The following is a 15691-nucleotide window of genomic DNA, read 5'->3' as shown; positions in this document are numbered from 1 at the left end:
TGAGAATGTTCGAACCGCTTCCCATCGATCCCGTCTTGCCGGAGCTTGTGGCCGCGCTGCGTCGCGAAGGACGTGCCGTGTTGCAGGCCCCGCCCGGTGCGGGCAAGACGACGCGGGTACCACTGGCGCTGCTGGAGTCCGGCCTTGTGGAGGGCAGGATCGTCATGCTTGAGCCACGCCGCCTTGCCGCGCGAGCGGCCGCCGAGCGGCTGGCCGAGCAGTTGGGCGAACCGGTGGGCGAGCGGGTCGGCTTCCGGATCCGCGGCGAGTCGCGCTGCAGCAAGGCCACGCGGATCGAAGTTGTCACCGAGGGCATCCTCACCAGGATGCTGCAATCGGATCCGGAGCTTTCCGGTATCGGCGCAGTCCTGTTCGACGAGTTCCACGAACGTTCGCTCAACGCCGATCTCGGCCTTGCGCTGTGCCTTGAGGTGCGCGAGGCGTTGCGGGACGACCTGATCCTGCTGCCGATGTCCGCCACGCTGGATGCCGCGCCGGTGGCGGCGCTGATGGGAGACGCGCCGATCGTCACCGCTGAGGGGCGCGCCTATGCGGTCGATATCCATCACCTCGACGCCCCCCTGCCACCGCGCGCCCGGCTGGAAGAGACGCTGGCCGATCTGGTGCTGAAGGCCCATGACGCGAGCGACGGCAGCCTGCTCGTCTTCCTGCCCGGCGAAGGCGAAATTCGCCGCACCGAGGCGTTGCTATCCAAGCGCGTGCTCCCCGGAACCGCCATTCATCCGCTTTTCGGCGCCATGGAATTCAAGGCGCAGCGTGCTGCCATTGCACCGCCCGAGACAGGACGAAAGATCGTTCTGGCCACGTCGATTGCCGAGACCTCGCTGACCATCGAGGGGATCACCTGCGTCGTCGATTCCGGCCGCGCGCGCCGCGCCCGGTTCGACCCGAATTCAGGCATGTCCCGGCTGGTGACCGAGCGGGTGACACGGGCGGAGGCCACACAACGGACCGGACGCGCCGGGCGCCTTGCACCGGGGCACTGCTACCGGCTCTGGACCAAGGGCGAGGAAGGCGGTCTGGCCGCATTTCCGCCGCCTGAAATCGAGGCGGCGGATCTGACCGCGCTTGCGCTCGAACTCGCGCTCTGGGGCAGCGCCGAGCTGCCTTTCCTCACCCCACCGCCCGAGGGCGCACTGGCCGAGGCGCAGGCCCTTCTCGCCGCACTCGGCGCGACGGATGCGGCCGGCCATATCACGGCGCATGGCCGCGCAATGGCCCGCCTGCCCCTGCATCCGAGGCTCGCACACATGTTGCTGAAAGCAGGCAGGCAAGCCGCACCGCTCGCCGCCCTTCTTGGCGATCGCGACCCGCTGCGCGGCGCGCCTTGCGATCTTGGGTTGCGGCTGAAAGCCCTGGAAGACCCGCGTTTGGCTGCCGGCACAGCCAATCGCGGCGCCATCGAGCGCATCCGCAAGGAGGCCAAGCGCCTCGCCCGGATGGCACCAGAGGAACACGCGCCCTGCTCCACCGCCGAAGCCGCCGCGCTTGCCTATCCGGACAGGATCGGCTTGCGGCGTCCGGGCGACGCGCCCCGCTGGCTGCTGAGCGGCGGCAAGGGCGCGGTGATGGCCGAGAGCGACCCGCTCGCGGGCCAGCGCATGATCGTGGCCACGGATCTCGACGGCGACACCCGCAACGCGCGCATCCGGTTCGCCTTGCCGCTGGCCGAGAGCGAATTGCGCGGGCTTTTCGCGGACCGGATCGGCTGGCACGACCTGGCCGAGTGGTCACGGCGGGAACGAAAGGTGGTGGCGCGCCAGCAGGAGAAGTTCGGTGCGCTTGTCTTGTCGGACCGGATCTGGCGCGACGCGCCTGCGGATGCGCTCGCGAATGCCGCGCTGGAGGGTGTGCGAGAGCTGGGCCTGCCATGGACGGACGCAGCCCGTCGCCTTCAGGCCCGTGCGCTGCTGTACCGTGACGAGGGAGGCGAGATCGCGGATCTGTCGGAGGCGGCCCTTTTGGCGGAGGCCGAGACGTGGCTTCTGCCGCATCTGGTCGGCGTGCGCACGGCTGAGGATATCCGGTCGCTGGACCTGCTCGAGCCGCTGCGCCAGAGGATCGGGTGGGACGGAATGCAACGTCTCGACCGTGAGATACCGGGCGCCTTCGTCACGCCGATGGATCGCAAGATCCCGATCGATTATTCCGGCGAGGCACCGGAGATCTCGGTGCGCGTGCAGGAAATGTTCGGCGTGACCCGTCACCCGACCATCGGCCCGCGGCACCGCCCGCTGCGGGTAACGCTGCTCTCGCCAGCTGGCCGGCCAGTTCAGACGACAATGGATATTCCCGGTTTCTGGGCCAGTTCCTATGCCGACGTCCGCAAGGACATGCGTGCGCGCTACCCCAAGCATCCCTGGCCCGAAGACCCGACCCAGGCCGATCCGACACTCCGGGCCAAGCCCCGGCGGTAACCCGGCCTTCCCGGCGGCGTCTTCACGCCGTTGGAAGCGGGGGGAGGCGCGCCCCTGCGGAGCGCGTCCGGGGGGCTACAGCCCCCCGCACCCCCTGTCATGCTTTACGCGTTTTGCAGGCACCAGCGCATGATGGCTTTCTGCGCGTGCAGGCGGTTCTCGGCCTCGTCGAAGATCACCGATTGCGGGCCGTCCATGACCTCGCTTGTCGCTTCCTCGTTCCGATGGGCCGGCAGGCAGTGCATGAAGAGCGCGTCCGGTCCGGCCGCCTTCATGAGTTCCTTGTTCACCTGGTATGGGCGCAACAGGTTATGCCGGCGTTCCTGCGAAGATTGGGAATCGTGCATCGACAGCCAGGTATCGGTCACGACCAGATCGGCGCCCGCGACGGCCTTGACGGGGTCGCGCTCGATGGTGATCGAGACGCCCTTGGAACGCGCCTCACCGACGAAGACATCCTCCGGGTCCAGCACTTGCGGGCCGGTGAAGGTCAGGTCGAAACCGAACTGGCCGGCGGCGTGGATGAAGGAGGCGCAGACATTGTTGCCGTCGCCCGACCAGACGACCTTTTTTCCGGCGATGGGGCCGCGATGTTCCTCGAACGTAAGGATATCGGCCATGATCTGGCAGGGGTGGGTACGGTCGGTCAGTCCGTTGATCACCGGCACGGAGGAGTATTCAGCCAGCTCCTGCAGGGTGGCCTCCTCGAAGGTGCGGATCATGATCATGTCCACGTAGCGCGACAGCACGCGGGCGGTATCGGCGATGGTCTCGCCATGGCCGAGCTGCATTTCCTTGCCCGACAGCACCATCGTTTGCCCGCCCATCTGGCGCACGCCCACATCGAAGGAGACGCGGGTCCGGGTCGAGGGCTTTTCGAAGATCAGCGCGACCATGTGACCCGCAAGCGGTTGCTCGTCATCGGGCGCACCCTTTGGGCGGCCATTCCGGGCCTCCTTGATGGCGCGGGCATTGTCGATGATCGCCCGCAATTCGGGGGCCGCCGTGGTATTGATATCGAGGAAATGTGTCATGTGTCGGTCTTTCGTGGAGCGGTGGGTGGGGGGCTGTCTGCCCCCCGCGCGCCATGCGCGCTCCCCCCGAGGATATTTTCAGAAAGGAGAAGGATCAGGCGGTCTCGGCGGCGCGGCTGGCGGTTCGGTCGAGCCGGGAGAGCGCTTCGGAGATTTCCTCCTCGGAAATATTGAGAGCCGGTAGCAGGCGGATGACATTTTCGGCGGCGGGGACAACGATGAGTTCCTCGTCATAGGCGGCCGATACGATGTCGCCTACCGGCGGCTTGCAGCGCAGGCCGAGCATGAGACCTTCGCCGCGCACCTCCTCGAAAATGTCGGGATGGCTGGCGACGAGGCCCTCGAGACCCTGCCGCAGCAGGCCGGCCTTGCGGGAGACCTCCTCCAGGAAAGCCGGTTCGCCGACAATCTCCAGAACGGCGAGCGCCACGGCGCAGCCGAGCGGGTTGCCGCCATAGGTGGAGCCGTGAGTTCCGGCGGTCATGCCGCTGGCCGCCTCTTCCGTGGCGAGCACGGCGCCGATGGGGAAGCCGCCGCCGATGCCTTTTGCGACCATCATGATATCCGGGGTCGCCCCGGTCCATTCATGGGCGAAAAGCTTGCCGGTACGGCCCATGCCGCATTGCACCTCGTCGAGGATCAGCAGTGTGCCGGTGGCGTCGCAGGCCGCGCGCATGCCCTTGAGACAGGCGTCGTTCATGGTGCGGATGCCGCCCTCGCCCTGGATCGGCTCAACCAGCACGGCGCCGACCTCCGGATCTTTCATGGCCTCGGCAAAGGCCTCGTGATCGCCGAAAGGCAGGTGGACGAAACCCGGCAGCAGCGGGCCGAAGCCCTTGGTCATCTTCTCCGAGCCGGATGCAGCGATGGCGGCCGAGGAGCGGCCGTGGAAGGAGCCTTCGAAGGTGATGATCTTCATCCGCTCCGAATGGCCCTTCTCGTGCCAGTACTTGCGCGCCATCTTGATGGCCAGTTCGGCCGCTTCGGTACCCGAATTGGTGAAGAAGCAGGTATCGGCGAAGGTCAGCTCGACCAGTCGGTCGGCCAGCGCCTGTTGCTTGTCGATATGGTAGAGGTTCGAGGTGTGCCAGAGTGCGCCTGCCTGTTCGGTCAGCGCCCGCACCAGATGCGGGTTGGCGTGGCCCAGGGCATTCACGGCGATACCGGCCCCGAGATCGAGAAAACGTCGACCATCTGCCTCCTGCAGCCAGCAGCCTTCGCCCTTTACGAAATGGAGCGGAGCGCGGTTATAGGTCGGCAGGATGGATGAGACCATTTTTCTATCCTCACATCAGGAATGGAATGAGTGCCCGAGGGCTTTTGGCGTGTCAATGAGGGAAGGCTGGGGTGCGCGGATAGGGCCGACGCCGGTTGGACCGGGTCAGGCGCGACGACGGATGCGTCGGATTGCAGGGGATGCGCAGCGGTAAGCCATGGGCAGCCGCTTAGCGGGAATTCTCGAGCACGACCAGCGGTTTTTGGCTGGCGGCAGGCGAAGGGCCCGGACAGCACGGCTGCATGAATGAGGCATTTCGGCCCCCGCGTCCGCAGGCGAGGGCACAAGTACAGATGGCTAAGACGCTGTGTGTCACGGCAACGCTCTTTGCCTCGCCCCAAGACGTTTCAATCCTCGGCGTTTGACCGGACAGGATCTCGGTGACGGGCGTAATGGTGATCCCAACCGGCGGCGCTATTCTCGCGTCACGCCGGGAACGAAACGTCAGGGTTTGAGACGGTAACCCGTGCGCATCATCCGCCAGCACAGGAACAGGACCAGCCCGGACGCCGTGGACAGGATCGCGAGCCCCAGAAGCGGCGAGCTGTCCGAGATACCCAGTACCGAGAAGCGGATGCCATCGATCAGGTAGAACATCGGGTTCCAGTGCAGCATGGCCTGCATGGCGTCCGGAACCGCCTCGGCCGAGTAGAAGGTTCCCGACAGGAAGGCGAGCGGGGTGATGATGAAATTGCTGACCGCGGCGAGCTGATCGAATTTCTGTGCGTAGATGCCCGCCATGAGGCCAAGCCCGGCCATGAGCGACGCCCCAAGAGAGATGCAAAGCAGCGCCAGAAGCGGCGAGCGGATCTCGATACCGATCACCGGCATCATTATTAGGCCGATGGGAACGGCGACGAAGAGGCCGCGCGCAATGCCGCCCGCGACATAGCCGCAGACCAACTCACCCGGCGAGAGCGGCGGCATCAGCGTGTCGACGATATTGCCCTGCACCTTGGAGACGAGGATCGAAGATGAGGTATTGGCGAAGGCGTTCTGCACCACGGTCATGGTGAGAATGCCCGGCGCGATGAAATGGAGATAGGCAAAGCCCATCACCTCTCCGCGGCCCGGACCGATGGCGATGGAGAAGATCGTCAGGAACAGCCCCGCCGTGACCAGCGGCGCCATGACGGTCTGCATCCAGACGGTCAGGAAGCGGCGGATCTCCCGCCCGGTCAGCGTTTGCAGCCCCAGCCAGTTGACGCGGCCGAAGCGGCGTTCGCCCATGCTCGTGATATCGCTCATTGCCATCTCCCGCCGAATGACCGGCCTTGTTTCCAGCGCCGCTTGTAACCCCCAATCGGGCGACATAGAATAGGACAAACCTGAATGTGAGGGCGGCGCCGGTGAAAGCGAACCGGGGGCGCCCTTCTGTATTGGAGGCTGGCATATGTCCTGGACCGAAGAACGTGTCGAGACCCTGAAGCGGATGTGGGGCGAAGGCCAGAGCGCGAGCCAGATCGCCAAGGAACTTGGCGGCGTGACGCGCAATGCCGTGATCGGCAAGGTACATCGGCTGGGGCTGTCCAACCGCAATGGCGGCGGCGGCAGCGACAAGGCCAAGGCAGCCGAGGCAGCGCCGGAGAAGGTTGCCGCCCCCAAGGCCGAGGCACCCAAGCCGAAGCCCGTTAAGGAACAGCCTGCCAAAGTCGAGGCCAAGCCCGCTCCCGTCGCAGAGCCGCAACCGGAGCCCGAAGTTCCCGCCGTGCCGCCGCGCCGCCAGATCATTCCGGCTGGCCAGCCGCTTCCGCCGCAGCCTTCGGCCAACGAGATCAGCCCCGAGGCGCTGGCCTCGGTGCGCGAGATCGAGAAGAAGGCGCGCAAGCTCGGGCTGATGGAACTGACCGAGCGGACCTGCAAATGGCCAATCGGCGATCCGGCGACCGAGGAATTCTGGTTCTGCGGCCTGCCCGTCCAGCAGGGCAAACCCTATTGCGAAGCCCATGTGGGCGTCGCGTTCCAGCCGATGTCCTCGCGCCGCGACCGTCGGCGCTGAGACCGTGACTCGGGCGGGGGCGCTGCCCCGTCGCGGCAAGCCGCGCCTCCCCCGGGATATTTCGGGACAGGTGATGGACTGTGCGTCGGCGCAGTCCCGTGTGCGTTTTCCTGAGCGCGGGAATAGGCTACCAACGGTTGGCATTGACAAGGAGGCCAGCCGTGGCTGCCATCATTTCCATACAGGATCTTGCCAAGACCTATGAAGGCGGCTTCGAGGCGCTCAAAGGCGTGACCCTCGACATCGAGGAGGGCGAGATCCTTGCCTTGCTCGGGCCCAATGGTGCCGGCAAGACGACCTTGATTTCGATCATCTGCGGGCTGGTCTCGCCAAGCGCCGGCTCCGTGAGCGTGGGCGGGCACGACATTTTGCAGGATTACCGGGCGGCCCGCGAGATGATCGGGCTGGTGCCGCAGGAGATCAGCATCGAGCCATTCGAGAAGGTGATCAACACGGTGCGCTTCTCGCGCGGGCTGTTTGGCAAGCGGCGGGACGATGCGCATATCGAAAAGGTATTGCGCGCCCTGTCGCTCTGGGACAAGCGCGACAGCCGCAACCGGGAGCTTTCGGGTGGCATGAAGCGGCGGGTGCTGATCGCCAAGGCGCTGAGCCATGAGCCGCGCGTGCTGTTTCTCGACGAGCCGACGGCCGGGGTGGATGTGACGCTCCGGCGGGAGATGTGGGAGCTGGTGCGCCTGCTGCGCGCGGAGGGCGTGACCATCATCCTGACCACCCATTATATCGAGGAGGCCGAGGAGATGGCCGACCGGATCGGGGTGATCGACCACGGACGGCTGTTGCTGGTCGAGGAGAAGGCGAAGCTGCTCCACCAGTTGGGGCGCAAGGAGCTTGTGCTGGAACTGGGCGAGCCCTTGCCCGAACTGCCATCATCGCTGGCGGGGTTCGAGTTGCAACGCTCCGAAGATGGCTTGCGGTTGACCTATGAATTCGACGCCCATGCGGAGCGCACCGGCATGACACGGCTTCTGGGCGCCGTGGCCGAGGCGGGGCTTTCGCTGAAGGACCTGACGACCCGGCAAAGCTCGCTGGAGGACGTGTTCCTCACTCTGGTGGAAGAGGGGAGGACCGGGAAATGAACTGGCAGGCGGTGATGTCCATCTACAGCTACGAGATGAACCGGACGTTCCGGACGCTGGCGCAATCCATCGTCTCCCCGGTCCTGTCCACGGTGCTCTACTTCGTCGTTTTCGGCACGGCGATCGGCCAGCGCATCGACACGGTGGACGGTATTCCCTATGGCGCCTTCATCGTGCCGGGGCTTGTGATGCTGACGCTGTTGCAGCAATCGGTGACGAATGCCTCCTTCGGGATCTATTTCCCGAAATTCATCGGCACGATCTATGAGCTGCTCTCCGCGCCCGTCTCCTTCATCGAGATCGTCATCGGCTATGTGGGTGCGGCGGCGACCAAGGCACTGATGATCGCGGCCATTATCCTGATCACCTCGACCTTCTTCGTGGACCTGACCATTGCGCACCCAGTCTTCATGGTCCTGTTCCTGGTGCTGACATCGGTCAGTTTCGCGCTGATGGGGTTCATCATCGGCATCTGGGCCGGGAATTTCGAACAGCTTCAGCTCATTCCGTTGCTCGTGATCACGCCGCTCGTTTTCCTTGGCGGGGCTTTCTATTCCATCACCATGCTGCCGCCGGGCTGGCAGACAGTCAGCCTGTTCAACCCGGTGGTCTACCTGATCTCCGGCTTCCGCTGGTCCTTTTTCGGGTTGGCGGATGTGCCCGTGGGCCTGTCGATCCTGGCGATCACGGTCTTCCTGTCTGCTTGTCTGACCACGATCTGGTGGATCTTTCGCTCCGGCTGGCGGATCAAGCCCTGATCGGGCACGCCCGCTGGAATCTTCAAGAACGACTGTCCCCGCGCATCATCCGGCCAATCTCGGCACGCGACTGGCCGATATCGTCGAGCTGTTCATTGCTCAGCCGTACCAGCGCGCGCCGCTCGCGATAGCGGCGGTCGGCATCGATCACCCGGCGAAGCAGCCTTGTGGCGAAAGAACTGCTGGAGGGGCGGCGGATGGTGGCGCGGGTATCGAGGATCTGTTGCATGAAGTGGCTCCTGTTGGTGTTGACAGCTCCATCCTGCGCTTCCTCCGCAATGCCAGCGCAATCGACAGCGTAAATCCCGTGCAACGGCGCGCAAAATCTTCGTGAAAAGTGACGGTGCATTTGATCTGTTCGCGTGAAACCAGCTACTTTGGGGCTCATGACGCGCGCACTCACATTGCGCCTGGAAGGCAGCTTCGAGGCCTTGGATTCTGCCGGCTCGCCCATTGAAGGCCTGTCGAAGCGGGGGCAGGCACTATTGGCGTACCTGGCCTGTCAGCCGGGCATGGCGGCGTCGCGGTCGGTGCTGATGGACCTGCTCTGGTCCGACCGCAGCCGCGAACAGGCCGGAGCCTCTCTGCGTCAGGAATTGTCGCGCCTTCGCCGATGCCTGCCGGAACATGTCTTGTTGGCGGATCGCCGCGAGGTGCGCCTGTCCGGCGAAGACCTGTACATCCGGCCCGGAGAGGGCGCTCCGCTGCTCGACGGCTTCGATCTCGCCTCGCGCGGCTTCGAGGATTGGTTGCGTGACGCGCGGCTACGGCATCAGGATCGGGCGCGCGAGGACCGGCTCGGCCAGGCCGCCAAGGCGCTCGAGACCGGTGACGCAGACGCCGCCCAGGCTGCCGCCTCTGCCGCGCTGGATACAGATCCTGCGAGCGAATTGGCCATGCAGATGCTTCTGCGCGCGGCCGCTCTGGGTGGCGACCGCTCGGCGGCGCTGGCCCGGCTGGAGCGGTTCGAGAGTTATCTTTCGGCGCAACTCGATATCGCCGTGATGCCGGAAACCATCGCGCTGGCGGAGGCCCTGCGGCAGGCAAGCCCCGCCGCCGTCGCAACCGCGCCGGAGATATGCATCCCCGGCAGTGACGGGACGCCGGTTCTGGCGATCCTGCCCTTTGACGAAATCGGCGGCGCCGCGGACAGCGTGTTCGCCGATGGGGTGGTCGAAGAGATCACCGCCTCGCTCAGCCGCAGCCGCGATTTCCACGTCATAGCGCGCCAGTCCAGTTTCGCACTTCGCGGACAGGGCTTGTCGCATGCCGAGATCGGCAAAAAGCTCGGCGCGACCTACCTTCTCGAAGGCAGCATTCAACGCGCGGGCGACCGGGTGCGCATCACCACGCGGCTCGTGCTGTCGGAGAGCGGTCGCGTCATCTGGTCGGATCGGCAGGATGACCGGCTCGACGATCTGTTCGATTTGCAGGACCGGATCGCCGCACATGTGGCCGGCCAGCTTTCGCCCAGCCTGCGCAGCGCCGAGATTGACCGGGCACGCGCCAAACCCGCGCGGGACAGGACCGCCTATGACCTCGTCCTGACAGCCTATCCGCATTTTTGGACCCATAACCGGGAAGCGAATGCAAAGGCACTGGCGCTTTTTGACGAGGCGCTGGCCTGCGATCCGGATTACCCCCGCGCCTTGGCTATGAAGGCCTGGTGCCATGCACAGCAGGCCTGTTACCTCTGGAGCAACGATCCCGACGGCAATGCTGCGCGCACCCGGGAATTCATCGCCCGCGCCCAACCCGTCTCACAGGAGGATCCGCCCGCGCTCGTCGCCCTGGCCGCCGCCTACTCCATTGCCATAAACGACTTCACCCGGGCAGAAGCCTGCCTCGACCGGGCGCTGTCGATGGACCCGAACAACGCCTGGGGCTGGCTGCGCAAGGGATGGAACGCCGTTTACTCCGGAAACTTCGACGCAGCCTTTGCCCATTTCGACCGGATGGAACATCTCAGCCCGCTCGATCCCTTCCATTTCAACCTTCTGTTCGGACGATCAGCGACCTATCGGGCGATCGGACGTTATGACGAAGCCATTGCCCTGGTGGAAAAGGGTCTGGGCGAGGCGCCGGGCGCCACATGGGCATACCGCATGCTCTTTGCCACCCATCTGCGCGCGGGCAACATGGAGGCCGCGACCGAAGCGGGGCGCAAATGGCGCCAAACCAACCCGGACATGAATCGTGGATTGATGAACCGGCTCCTGCCCAAATGGAGCCACGACCCCGAGTATCGCGATATTCTGCTCGCGCTCTGGGAAGAGGATTGAGCGGCCTTTCCGTATCGCGCGCGCTCGTCTATAGGCTGCGACATGTCCAGCAACCCGCCCGATCTCCGCCCCGATCTTGCCCGCGCGCAAGTCTCCGAATCCAGCCGCCCCGGCCAGCCGACCATCGGCATGGTCTCGCTCGGCTGCCCGAAGGCGCTTGTCGACAGCGAACGCATCCTGACGCGGTTGCGCGCCGAGGGCTACGGCATTTCCTCCGACTATGCCGGAGCCGATGCAGTGATCGTGAATACCTGCGGTTTCCTCGATTCCGCCAAGGCCGAGAGCCTGGAGGCCATCGGCGAGGCGCTGGCGGAGAATGGCAAGGTTCTGGTTACCGGCTGCCTCGGGGCGGAGCCGGAATACATCACCGGCGTTCACCCAAAGGTTCTGGCCGTCACCGGTCCGCATCAATACGAACAGGTGTTGGACGCGGTGCATGCCGCCGTGCCGCCGGACCCGCACCCCTTTATCGACCTGATGCCGGCCAGTGGCGTAAGGCTCACGCCGCGCCATTACAGTTATCTCAAGATTTCAGAGGGCTGTAACCACAAGTGCAAGTTCTGCATCATCCCCGACATGCGCGGAAAACTGGCCAGCCGGCCTGTCCATGCGGTGCTGCGCGAAGCGGAGAAACTGGTGGAGAACGGGGTGAAGGAGCTCTTGGTCATCAGCCAGGACAGCTCGGCCTATGGCGTGGACCGCAAGCATGACAGCCACCCCTGGAAGGGCGGCGAAGTGCGCAGCCACATCACCGATCTCGCCCGCGAATTGGGGCAGTTCGGCGCCTGGGTGCGGCTGCACTACATCTATCCCTACCCGCATGTGCGCGAACTGATCCCGCTCATGGCCGAGGGGCTTGTCCTGCCCTATCTCGACATTCCGTACCAGCACGCCCACCCGGATACGCTCAAGCGCATGGCCCGGCCCGCGGCGGCAGCGAAAACACTGGACGAGATCGCCGCCTGGCGTGCGGTCTGCCCCGACCTCGTGCTGCGTTCGACCTTCATCGTCGGCTATCCCGGCGAAACGGAAGCGGAGTTCCAGACGCTTCTGGACTGGATGGACGAGGCACAACTCGACCGCGTCGGCTGCTTTCAATACGAGAACGTGGACGGCGCGCGCTCGAACGACCTGCCCGATCACGTACCCGCCGAGGTCAAACAGGATCGCTGGGAGCGCTTCATGGAAAAGGCGCAGGCCATTTCCGAGGCCAAGCTGGCCGCGAAGGTCGGCCAGCGCATGGAGGTGATCGTCGACCTAGTCGAGGACGACGCCGCGACCTGCCGGACCAAGGCGGATGCACCGGAGATCGACGGCAATCTCTTCATCGACGAAGGCTTCGAGGCGCTTCAGCCGGGCCAGATCGTGACCGTCGAAGTGGATGAGGCCAGCGAATACGACCTCTGGGGCCGGCTGGTCTAATTTCTCGGCACCGAGTAGAGCTCATAGCCATCGGCCTGCGCGACCAGTACGCCACCCGTTTCGGTCACGAAGACGCCGGTGCCTTCGTAGCCCACCGGGCAGCCAACGAGGTCGGCCGTGTGATCCAGGAACTGGTTGGTAAAGGCGTTCTCCCCGACGCGGACACATTGATCGGCCGGGTCACGATATCCGCCCATAAGGGGCAGGCTCTGGCCCGCCGGCGGTTCGGTGCAGGCCAGAAGCGACAGGCCAAGGGGGAGGATGATGAAAGCCGTGCGCATGACATTTCTCCGTTGCAACGAAAACAGTCTAGCACATCGCCAGCCCGTCAGCTTCGATTGTCGAAGTAATAGCGCACGGCATCCTGCACCCGACGAAAACGGTCGCCGCCAAGCTTCACGCCGCCATACCAGCGCGTCACGATCACGACGTGGTTTTCCAGCCCCTCGCGCTCCAGCATTCGCAGGATGACCATCCCTGCCCCGCTCTCGCCGTCGTCGTTCTTCAATGGCCCGTCCGGGAGCAGGACCGCCCAGCTGTTATGGGTGGCCTTGGCGAACTTCTTCTTTCGGCAAAGTTGCTTGACGACAGCAGTTGCCTCTTCGCGGCTCTCAGCGGTCGCGCCGGAGACCGCGTATTTCGATCCGCGGTCGCTCAGGATGCCGTCGAAGATGTCCATGAGTTCCTACGCCTTTTCCGCCCCGATCAGATCACGTCGTTGCGGAAGTGGCCAGATCAGTGCGGCTTCAGCGCATCCAGTTTTTCGCCGATCCGGCAGAATTCCGGCGCACGCTTCTGCCGAGGCAGGCCCTTCTGTCCGCCAAGCCAATGTTGGCAGGAGGTAACATGCTCACAGACCTGGCAGGCTTGAACCAGGCTCAGATAGCCATCCGCGCTCAGGCGGCCATCATCGAGTGCCTGGCGGAAATTCAGGCCAATGCTGCGCCCCACGCTTCGGGTCAGCCAGAAATGGAAATCGGTGTCGCCTGGATAACACATTTCGCTCTCGCTTGTCAGGTTTCGCTCGGTCCGTCTGCGCGCTTTGCGTCCTGTTCCGCCTTCAGTGTCGAGAACAGCTTGTGGTTCACGCAGGTTTCGGGGACGTGATCGGTCTCGGGATGCTCGCGCAGCCAGTGCGGGCAATCGCCGCCCCAGTCGCAGCCGCGGCAACGCTGAACGGTTGCAGCCCATTTATCCTGGCTGAAACGTCCGCTGTCGATGGCAGCCTGCAAATCCACACCTGCCGCCTTGGCCATGCTGAGCGCCAGCCAGTAATGGTCTTTCTCCGGGCCGAGTGGTTTCATTTGCGCAATTCCTGTCTTCGATTTTTCCGCGTCTCCCGTCGCATTTTGCACGCTAACGCGCCTTGACTCAGGTCAATCAGCGCCCCGCGCATAGCTGCCATTCCGAAAATCGCCCGGAAATTGGACGAGATTTCAGCTTTACCGCCACCCAAACAGGCACCCGGGTCCAACACGCCCATTTCACGGGCAAACGCAGATGAACGGTATTTCCTGAACAACCAACCACCATCCGGGCGGCACCACTGGACTTGTCCGCAAGCAGACAGCCCACCGCGACCAGAGGCCGCGCGACGACCTTCGCTTCACGCTGGCGGAATGCCGGGCAGCCGCTACCCTGCGATCCATGTTTACCATTGAGCATGAATTCGACGCCACCGTGATTACCCTCGTGGACGAGGGCCCAATGCCGATCAACGAAGATGTCGTGATCCACGCATTCGAGGAATGCGTGACCATCGAGCAACTCGATCCGCGGACGGACACAGTCCAGAAGATCACGCTTTCGCCCGGACAGTTGCGCGACCTGACTGCCGCTCTCAACCTGCCCGAGGGCATCTACCGGCTGCGCAGCGAGGACACTTGACAGAGCGCCCACCTTCCTCCGAGGCGGTGACGCCGACAGACACCCTTCTTGATGACAAGACGCCTCGCCTAGCCGTAAGGGCCCTGATCCTCTCCGAGGAGCGCCTGTTGTTGGTCAATGCCTGGCCGGGGGCGCAATCCGATCTGTGGTGCGCGCCCGGCGGCGGGGTTCAGCCCGGGCAATCCCTGCCGGACAACCTTTGCCGGGAGGTGATGGAAGAAACCGGCCTGCGGATCGCCGTTGGCCTGCCCTGCCTCGTGAACGAGTTTCACGCACCGGCTGCGAGCTTTCACCAAGTCGAGATATTCTTCCGTTGCACGCTCGAAAGCGGCACGCTTTCCTCCACATGGCGCGATCCAGAAGGCATCGTTTCCAACCGGATCTGGGCAAGCCGCGCGGATATGGAGCAGTTACGCTTCAAACCCGACGGACTGCCCGAGGCAGCCTGGGGGGATGGGATTCACTACGACCCGTTGGAGCTTCTCATCAAGTGAGCTCGGCTCGGTCGTGAAAACCGCCCGGCTCGGACCGGCTCATGCCACTCGTTGCGCTCCCTGCCCCCTGACCAGACCTTCCACGCGTGGCCTGTCCTCCATCAGCTCCGACGGCGAAGAGAGACGCTCCGCGCAAACGATATTGTTGCGCCCGCTTTCCCTGGCGGCCTGCATGGCCCGATCCGCCGCTTCGAACATCTTCGCATCGGCAAGGTCACGCTCCCTGCAGGCAACACCGATCGAGGCCGTCACAACCTGCCCATCGACGCGGATCCTGTCTTCGATCAACCTGTGAATTCGGTCCGCCGTCTGCCGCGCCTGCTCCATCCCGACCTCTGTAAGACAGACGAGGAATTCCGCTTCACCGAATCTGGCCAGCACGTCCCGCTGTCGAACCGTGTCTCCCAGCAGATCCGCCACCTCGATCAGAAGCCTGTTCCCGACATGGCGACCATGCCTGTCGTTGACCTGCTCGAAGTGATCGAGATCGATCAAGATGATCGCACCGAATTGCAGCGACGGGATCAAGCGCTCGACACCGCGACGATTGAGAATCCCCGTGATCGAATCCCTGTCGGCTTTTTCAGATCCCAGGTCCAGATGGGTGTCCAGACCCGTTGCAAGGCGGTTCGTGCATTCCATCAGGAGACCCAACTCGTCCCGATGGCCAACCGGCAGAAGCCGCGCCCGATGACCGGCCTCGATCCGCTGAAGCGCGGCTGCAACCCGCGACAGCGGAGACAGAAGCCCGAGAATGGCCCGGAAGGCGACTATTCCTCCGACGATGGCAGCGAAGATTTGCACAAGGGCGCCCCCGGCACTGTTCACAGGTATCAACCAGGCGGTCAGGAGCGGACAGGCAAGGGCAAGCACAAGGACAAAGCCAAACTTGGCCGCGTAAGAGCACGGGAAAATCCTGTCCAGAGCGTCGTAGAACCGCATCGACCATACCTCCGAATGGACACTACCCCGCGTCTCCTTAAAGAAGGCTCAAGAACGGCTAC

Annotated in this window: 17 protein-coding genes; 8 read left to right on the top strand and 9 right to left on the bottom strand. The window is 64.3% G+C overall.

The genetic code is table 11. The features are described 5' to 3' along the window. Window positions 1-5 precede the first annotated feature (5 nt). Window positions 6-2438 (top strand): ATP-dependent helicase HrpB, encoded by a 2433-nt coding sequence (gene hrpB, locus AX756_RS13935; RefSeq protein WP_068312487.1) that lies wholly within the window; start codon window positions 6-8, stop codon window positions 2436-2438. A gap of 104 nt (window positions 2439-2542) precedes the next feature. On the opposite strand, the gene argF is transcribed toward hrpB, so the two are convergent. The 3 genes from argF to AX756_RS13920 form a co-directional block, all read right to left on the bottom strand. Further along, a complete protein-coding gene (gene argF / locus AX756_RS13930) occupies window positions 2543-3472 on the bottom strand; it encodes an ornithine carbamoyltransferase (RefSeq protein ID WP_068312481.1) in 930 nt (309 codons plus the stop codon). A 94-nt stretch (window positions 3473-3566) separates the two neighbouring features. Further along, a complete protein-coding gene (locus AX756_RS13925) occupies window positions 3567-4748 on the bottom strand; it encodes an aspartate aminotransferase family protein (RefSeq protein ID WP_068312478.1) in 1182 nt (393 codons plus the stop codon). A gap of 444 nt (window positions 4749-5192) precedes the next feature. Then, on the bottom strand, window positions 5193-5996 hold the full coding sequence (locus tag AX756_RS13920; RefSeq protein ID WP_068312475.1) for an ABC transporter permease: 804 nt from the start codon (window positions 5994-5996) through the stop codon (window positions 5193-5195). Window positions 5997-6141: 145 nt separating this feature from the next. Between AX756_RS13920 and AX756_RS13915 the strand changes: the two genes are divergently transcribed. From AX756_RS13915 to AX756_RS13905, 3 genes are all read left to right on the top strand, one after another. Further along, window positions 6142-6747, top strand: coding sequence for a GcrA family cell cycle regulator (locus AX756_RS13915; RefSeq protein ID WP_068312472.1), 606 nt, complete (start codon window positions 6142-6144; stop codon window positions 6745-6747). Window positions 6748-6908: 161 nt separating this feature from the next. Further along, the gene (locus AX756_RS13910) at window positions 6909-7844 is read left to right on the top strand and encodes an ABC transporter ATP-binding protein (RefSeq protein WP_068312469.1); all 936 of its coding nucleotides are present in this window, start codon (window positions 6909-6911) and stop codon (window positions 7842-7844) included. Continuing rightward, window positions 7841-8602 carry an ABC transporter permease gene (locus AX756_RS13905; RefSeq protein WP_068312466.1) on the top strand — a complete coding sequence of 254 codons (762 nt, stop codon included), beginning with the start codon at window positions 7841-7843 and terminating at the stop codon, window positions 8600-8602. The genes AX756_RS13910 and AX756_RS13905 overlap by 4 nt, the downstream gene beginning before the upstream one ends. Window positions 8603-8624: 22 nt before the next feature. Here AX756_RS13905 and AX756_RS26075 read toward each other — a convergent pair whose 3' ends face one another. After that, complete coding sequence (locus AX756_RS26075) at window positions 8625-8831, bottom strand: YjiS-like domain-containing protein (protein ID WP_068312463.1); 207 nt, start codon at window positions 8829-8831, stop codon at window positions 8625-8627. 157 nt (window positions 8832-8988) lie between these two features. Here AX756_RS26075 and AX756_RS13895 point away from each other — a divergent pair, with 157 nt between their 5' ends. Together AX756_RS13895 and rimO are read left to right on the top strand one after the other, a co-directional pair. Next, on the top strand, window positions 8989-10884 hold the full coding sequence (locus AX756_RS13895) for a tetratricopeptide repeat protein (RefSeq protein ID WP_068312461.1): 1896 nt from the start codon (window positions 8989-8991) through the stop codon (window positions 10882-10884). 42 nt (window positions 10885-10926) lie between these two features. Then, entirely contained in the window at window positions 10927-12306 is a 1380-nt protein-coding gene (rimO, locus tag AX756_RS13890) for a 30S ribosomal protein S12 methylthiotransferase RimO (RefSeq protein ID WP_068312459.1), read from the top strand. Here rimO and AX756_RS13885 read toward each other — a convergent pair. Genes AX756_RS13885 through AX756_RS13870 form a run of 4 tightly spaced genes read right to left on the bottom strand, consistent with a single transcriptional unit; the run spans window position 12303 to window position 13610 of the window. Then, window positions 12303-12587 (bottom strand): hypothetical protein, encoded by a 285-nt coding sequence (locus tag AX756_RS13885; RefSeq protein ID WP_068312456.1) that lies wholly within the window; start codon window positions 12585-12587, stop codon window positions 12303-12305. The genes rimO and AX756_RS13885 overlap by 4 nt on opposite strands. A 47-nt stretch (window positions 12588-12634) precedes the next feature. Further along, window positions 12635-12985 carry a YigZ family protein gene (locus tag AX756_RS13880; RefSeq protein ID WP_068312453.1) on the bottom strand — a complete coding sequence of 117 codons (351 nt, stop codon included), beginning with the start codon at window positions 12983-12985 and terminating at the stop codon, window positions 12635-12637. A gap of 56 nt (window positions 12986-13041) precedes the next feature. Beyond that, window positions 13042-13305, bottom strand: a complete 264-nt coding sequence (locus AX756_RS13875; protein ID WP_068312450.1) for a DUF6455 family protein — start codon at window positions 13303-13305, stop codon at window positions 13042-13044. Between the two features lie 14 nt (window positions 13306-13319). Further along, window positions 13320-13610 (bottom strand): DUF6455 family protein, encoded by a 291-nt coding sequence (locus AX756_RS13870; protein WP_068312446.1) that lies wholly within the window; start codon window positions 13608-13610, stop codon window positions 13320-13322. Between the two features lie 343 nt (window positions 13611-13953). On the opposite strand from AX756_RS13870, the gene AX756_RS13865 reads away from it, so the two are divergent. Together AX756_RS13865 and AX756_RS13860 are read left to right on the top strand one after the other, a co-directional pair. Further along, window positions 13954-14193 (top strand): DUF8831 family protein, encoded by a 240-nt coding sequence (locus AX756_RS13865; RefSeq protein WP_068312443.1) that lies wholly within the window; start codon window positions 13954-13956, stop codon window positions 14191-14193. 26 nt (window positions 14194-14219) lie between these two features. Then, the gene (locus AX756_RS13860) at window positions 14220-14687 is read left to right on the top strand and encodes an NUDIX domain-containing protein (protein ID WP_068312731.1); all 468 of its coding nucleotides are present in this window, start codon (window positions 14220-14222) and stop codon (window positions 14685-14687) included. Window positions 14688-14726: 39 nt separating this feature from the next. On the opposite strand, the gene AX756_RS13855 is transcribed toward AX756_RS13860, so the two are convergent. Then, window positions 14727-15629, bottom strand: a complete 903-nt coding sequence (locus tag AX756_RS13855) for a GGDEF domain-containing protein (protein WP_068312440.1) — start codon at window positions 15627-15629, stop codon at window positions 14727-14729. Window positions 15630-15691 lie beyond the last annotated feature (62 nt).

Origin of the sequence: Aliiruegeria sabulilitoris, from assembly GCF_001558155.1 — a bacterium.
GTDB lineage: Bacteria > Pseudomonadota > Alphaproteobacteria > Rhodobacterales > Rhodobacteraceae > Tropicimonas > Tropicimonas sabulilitoris.
The sequence above is the reverse complement of the archived record's forward strand: the minus strand, read 5'-3'. Positions and strand labels throughout refer to the sequence as shown.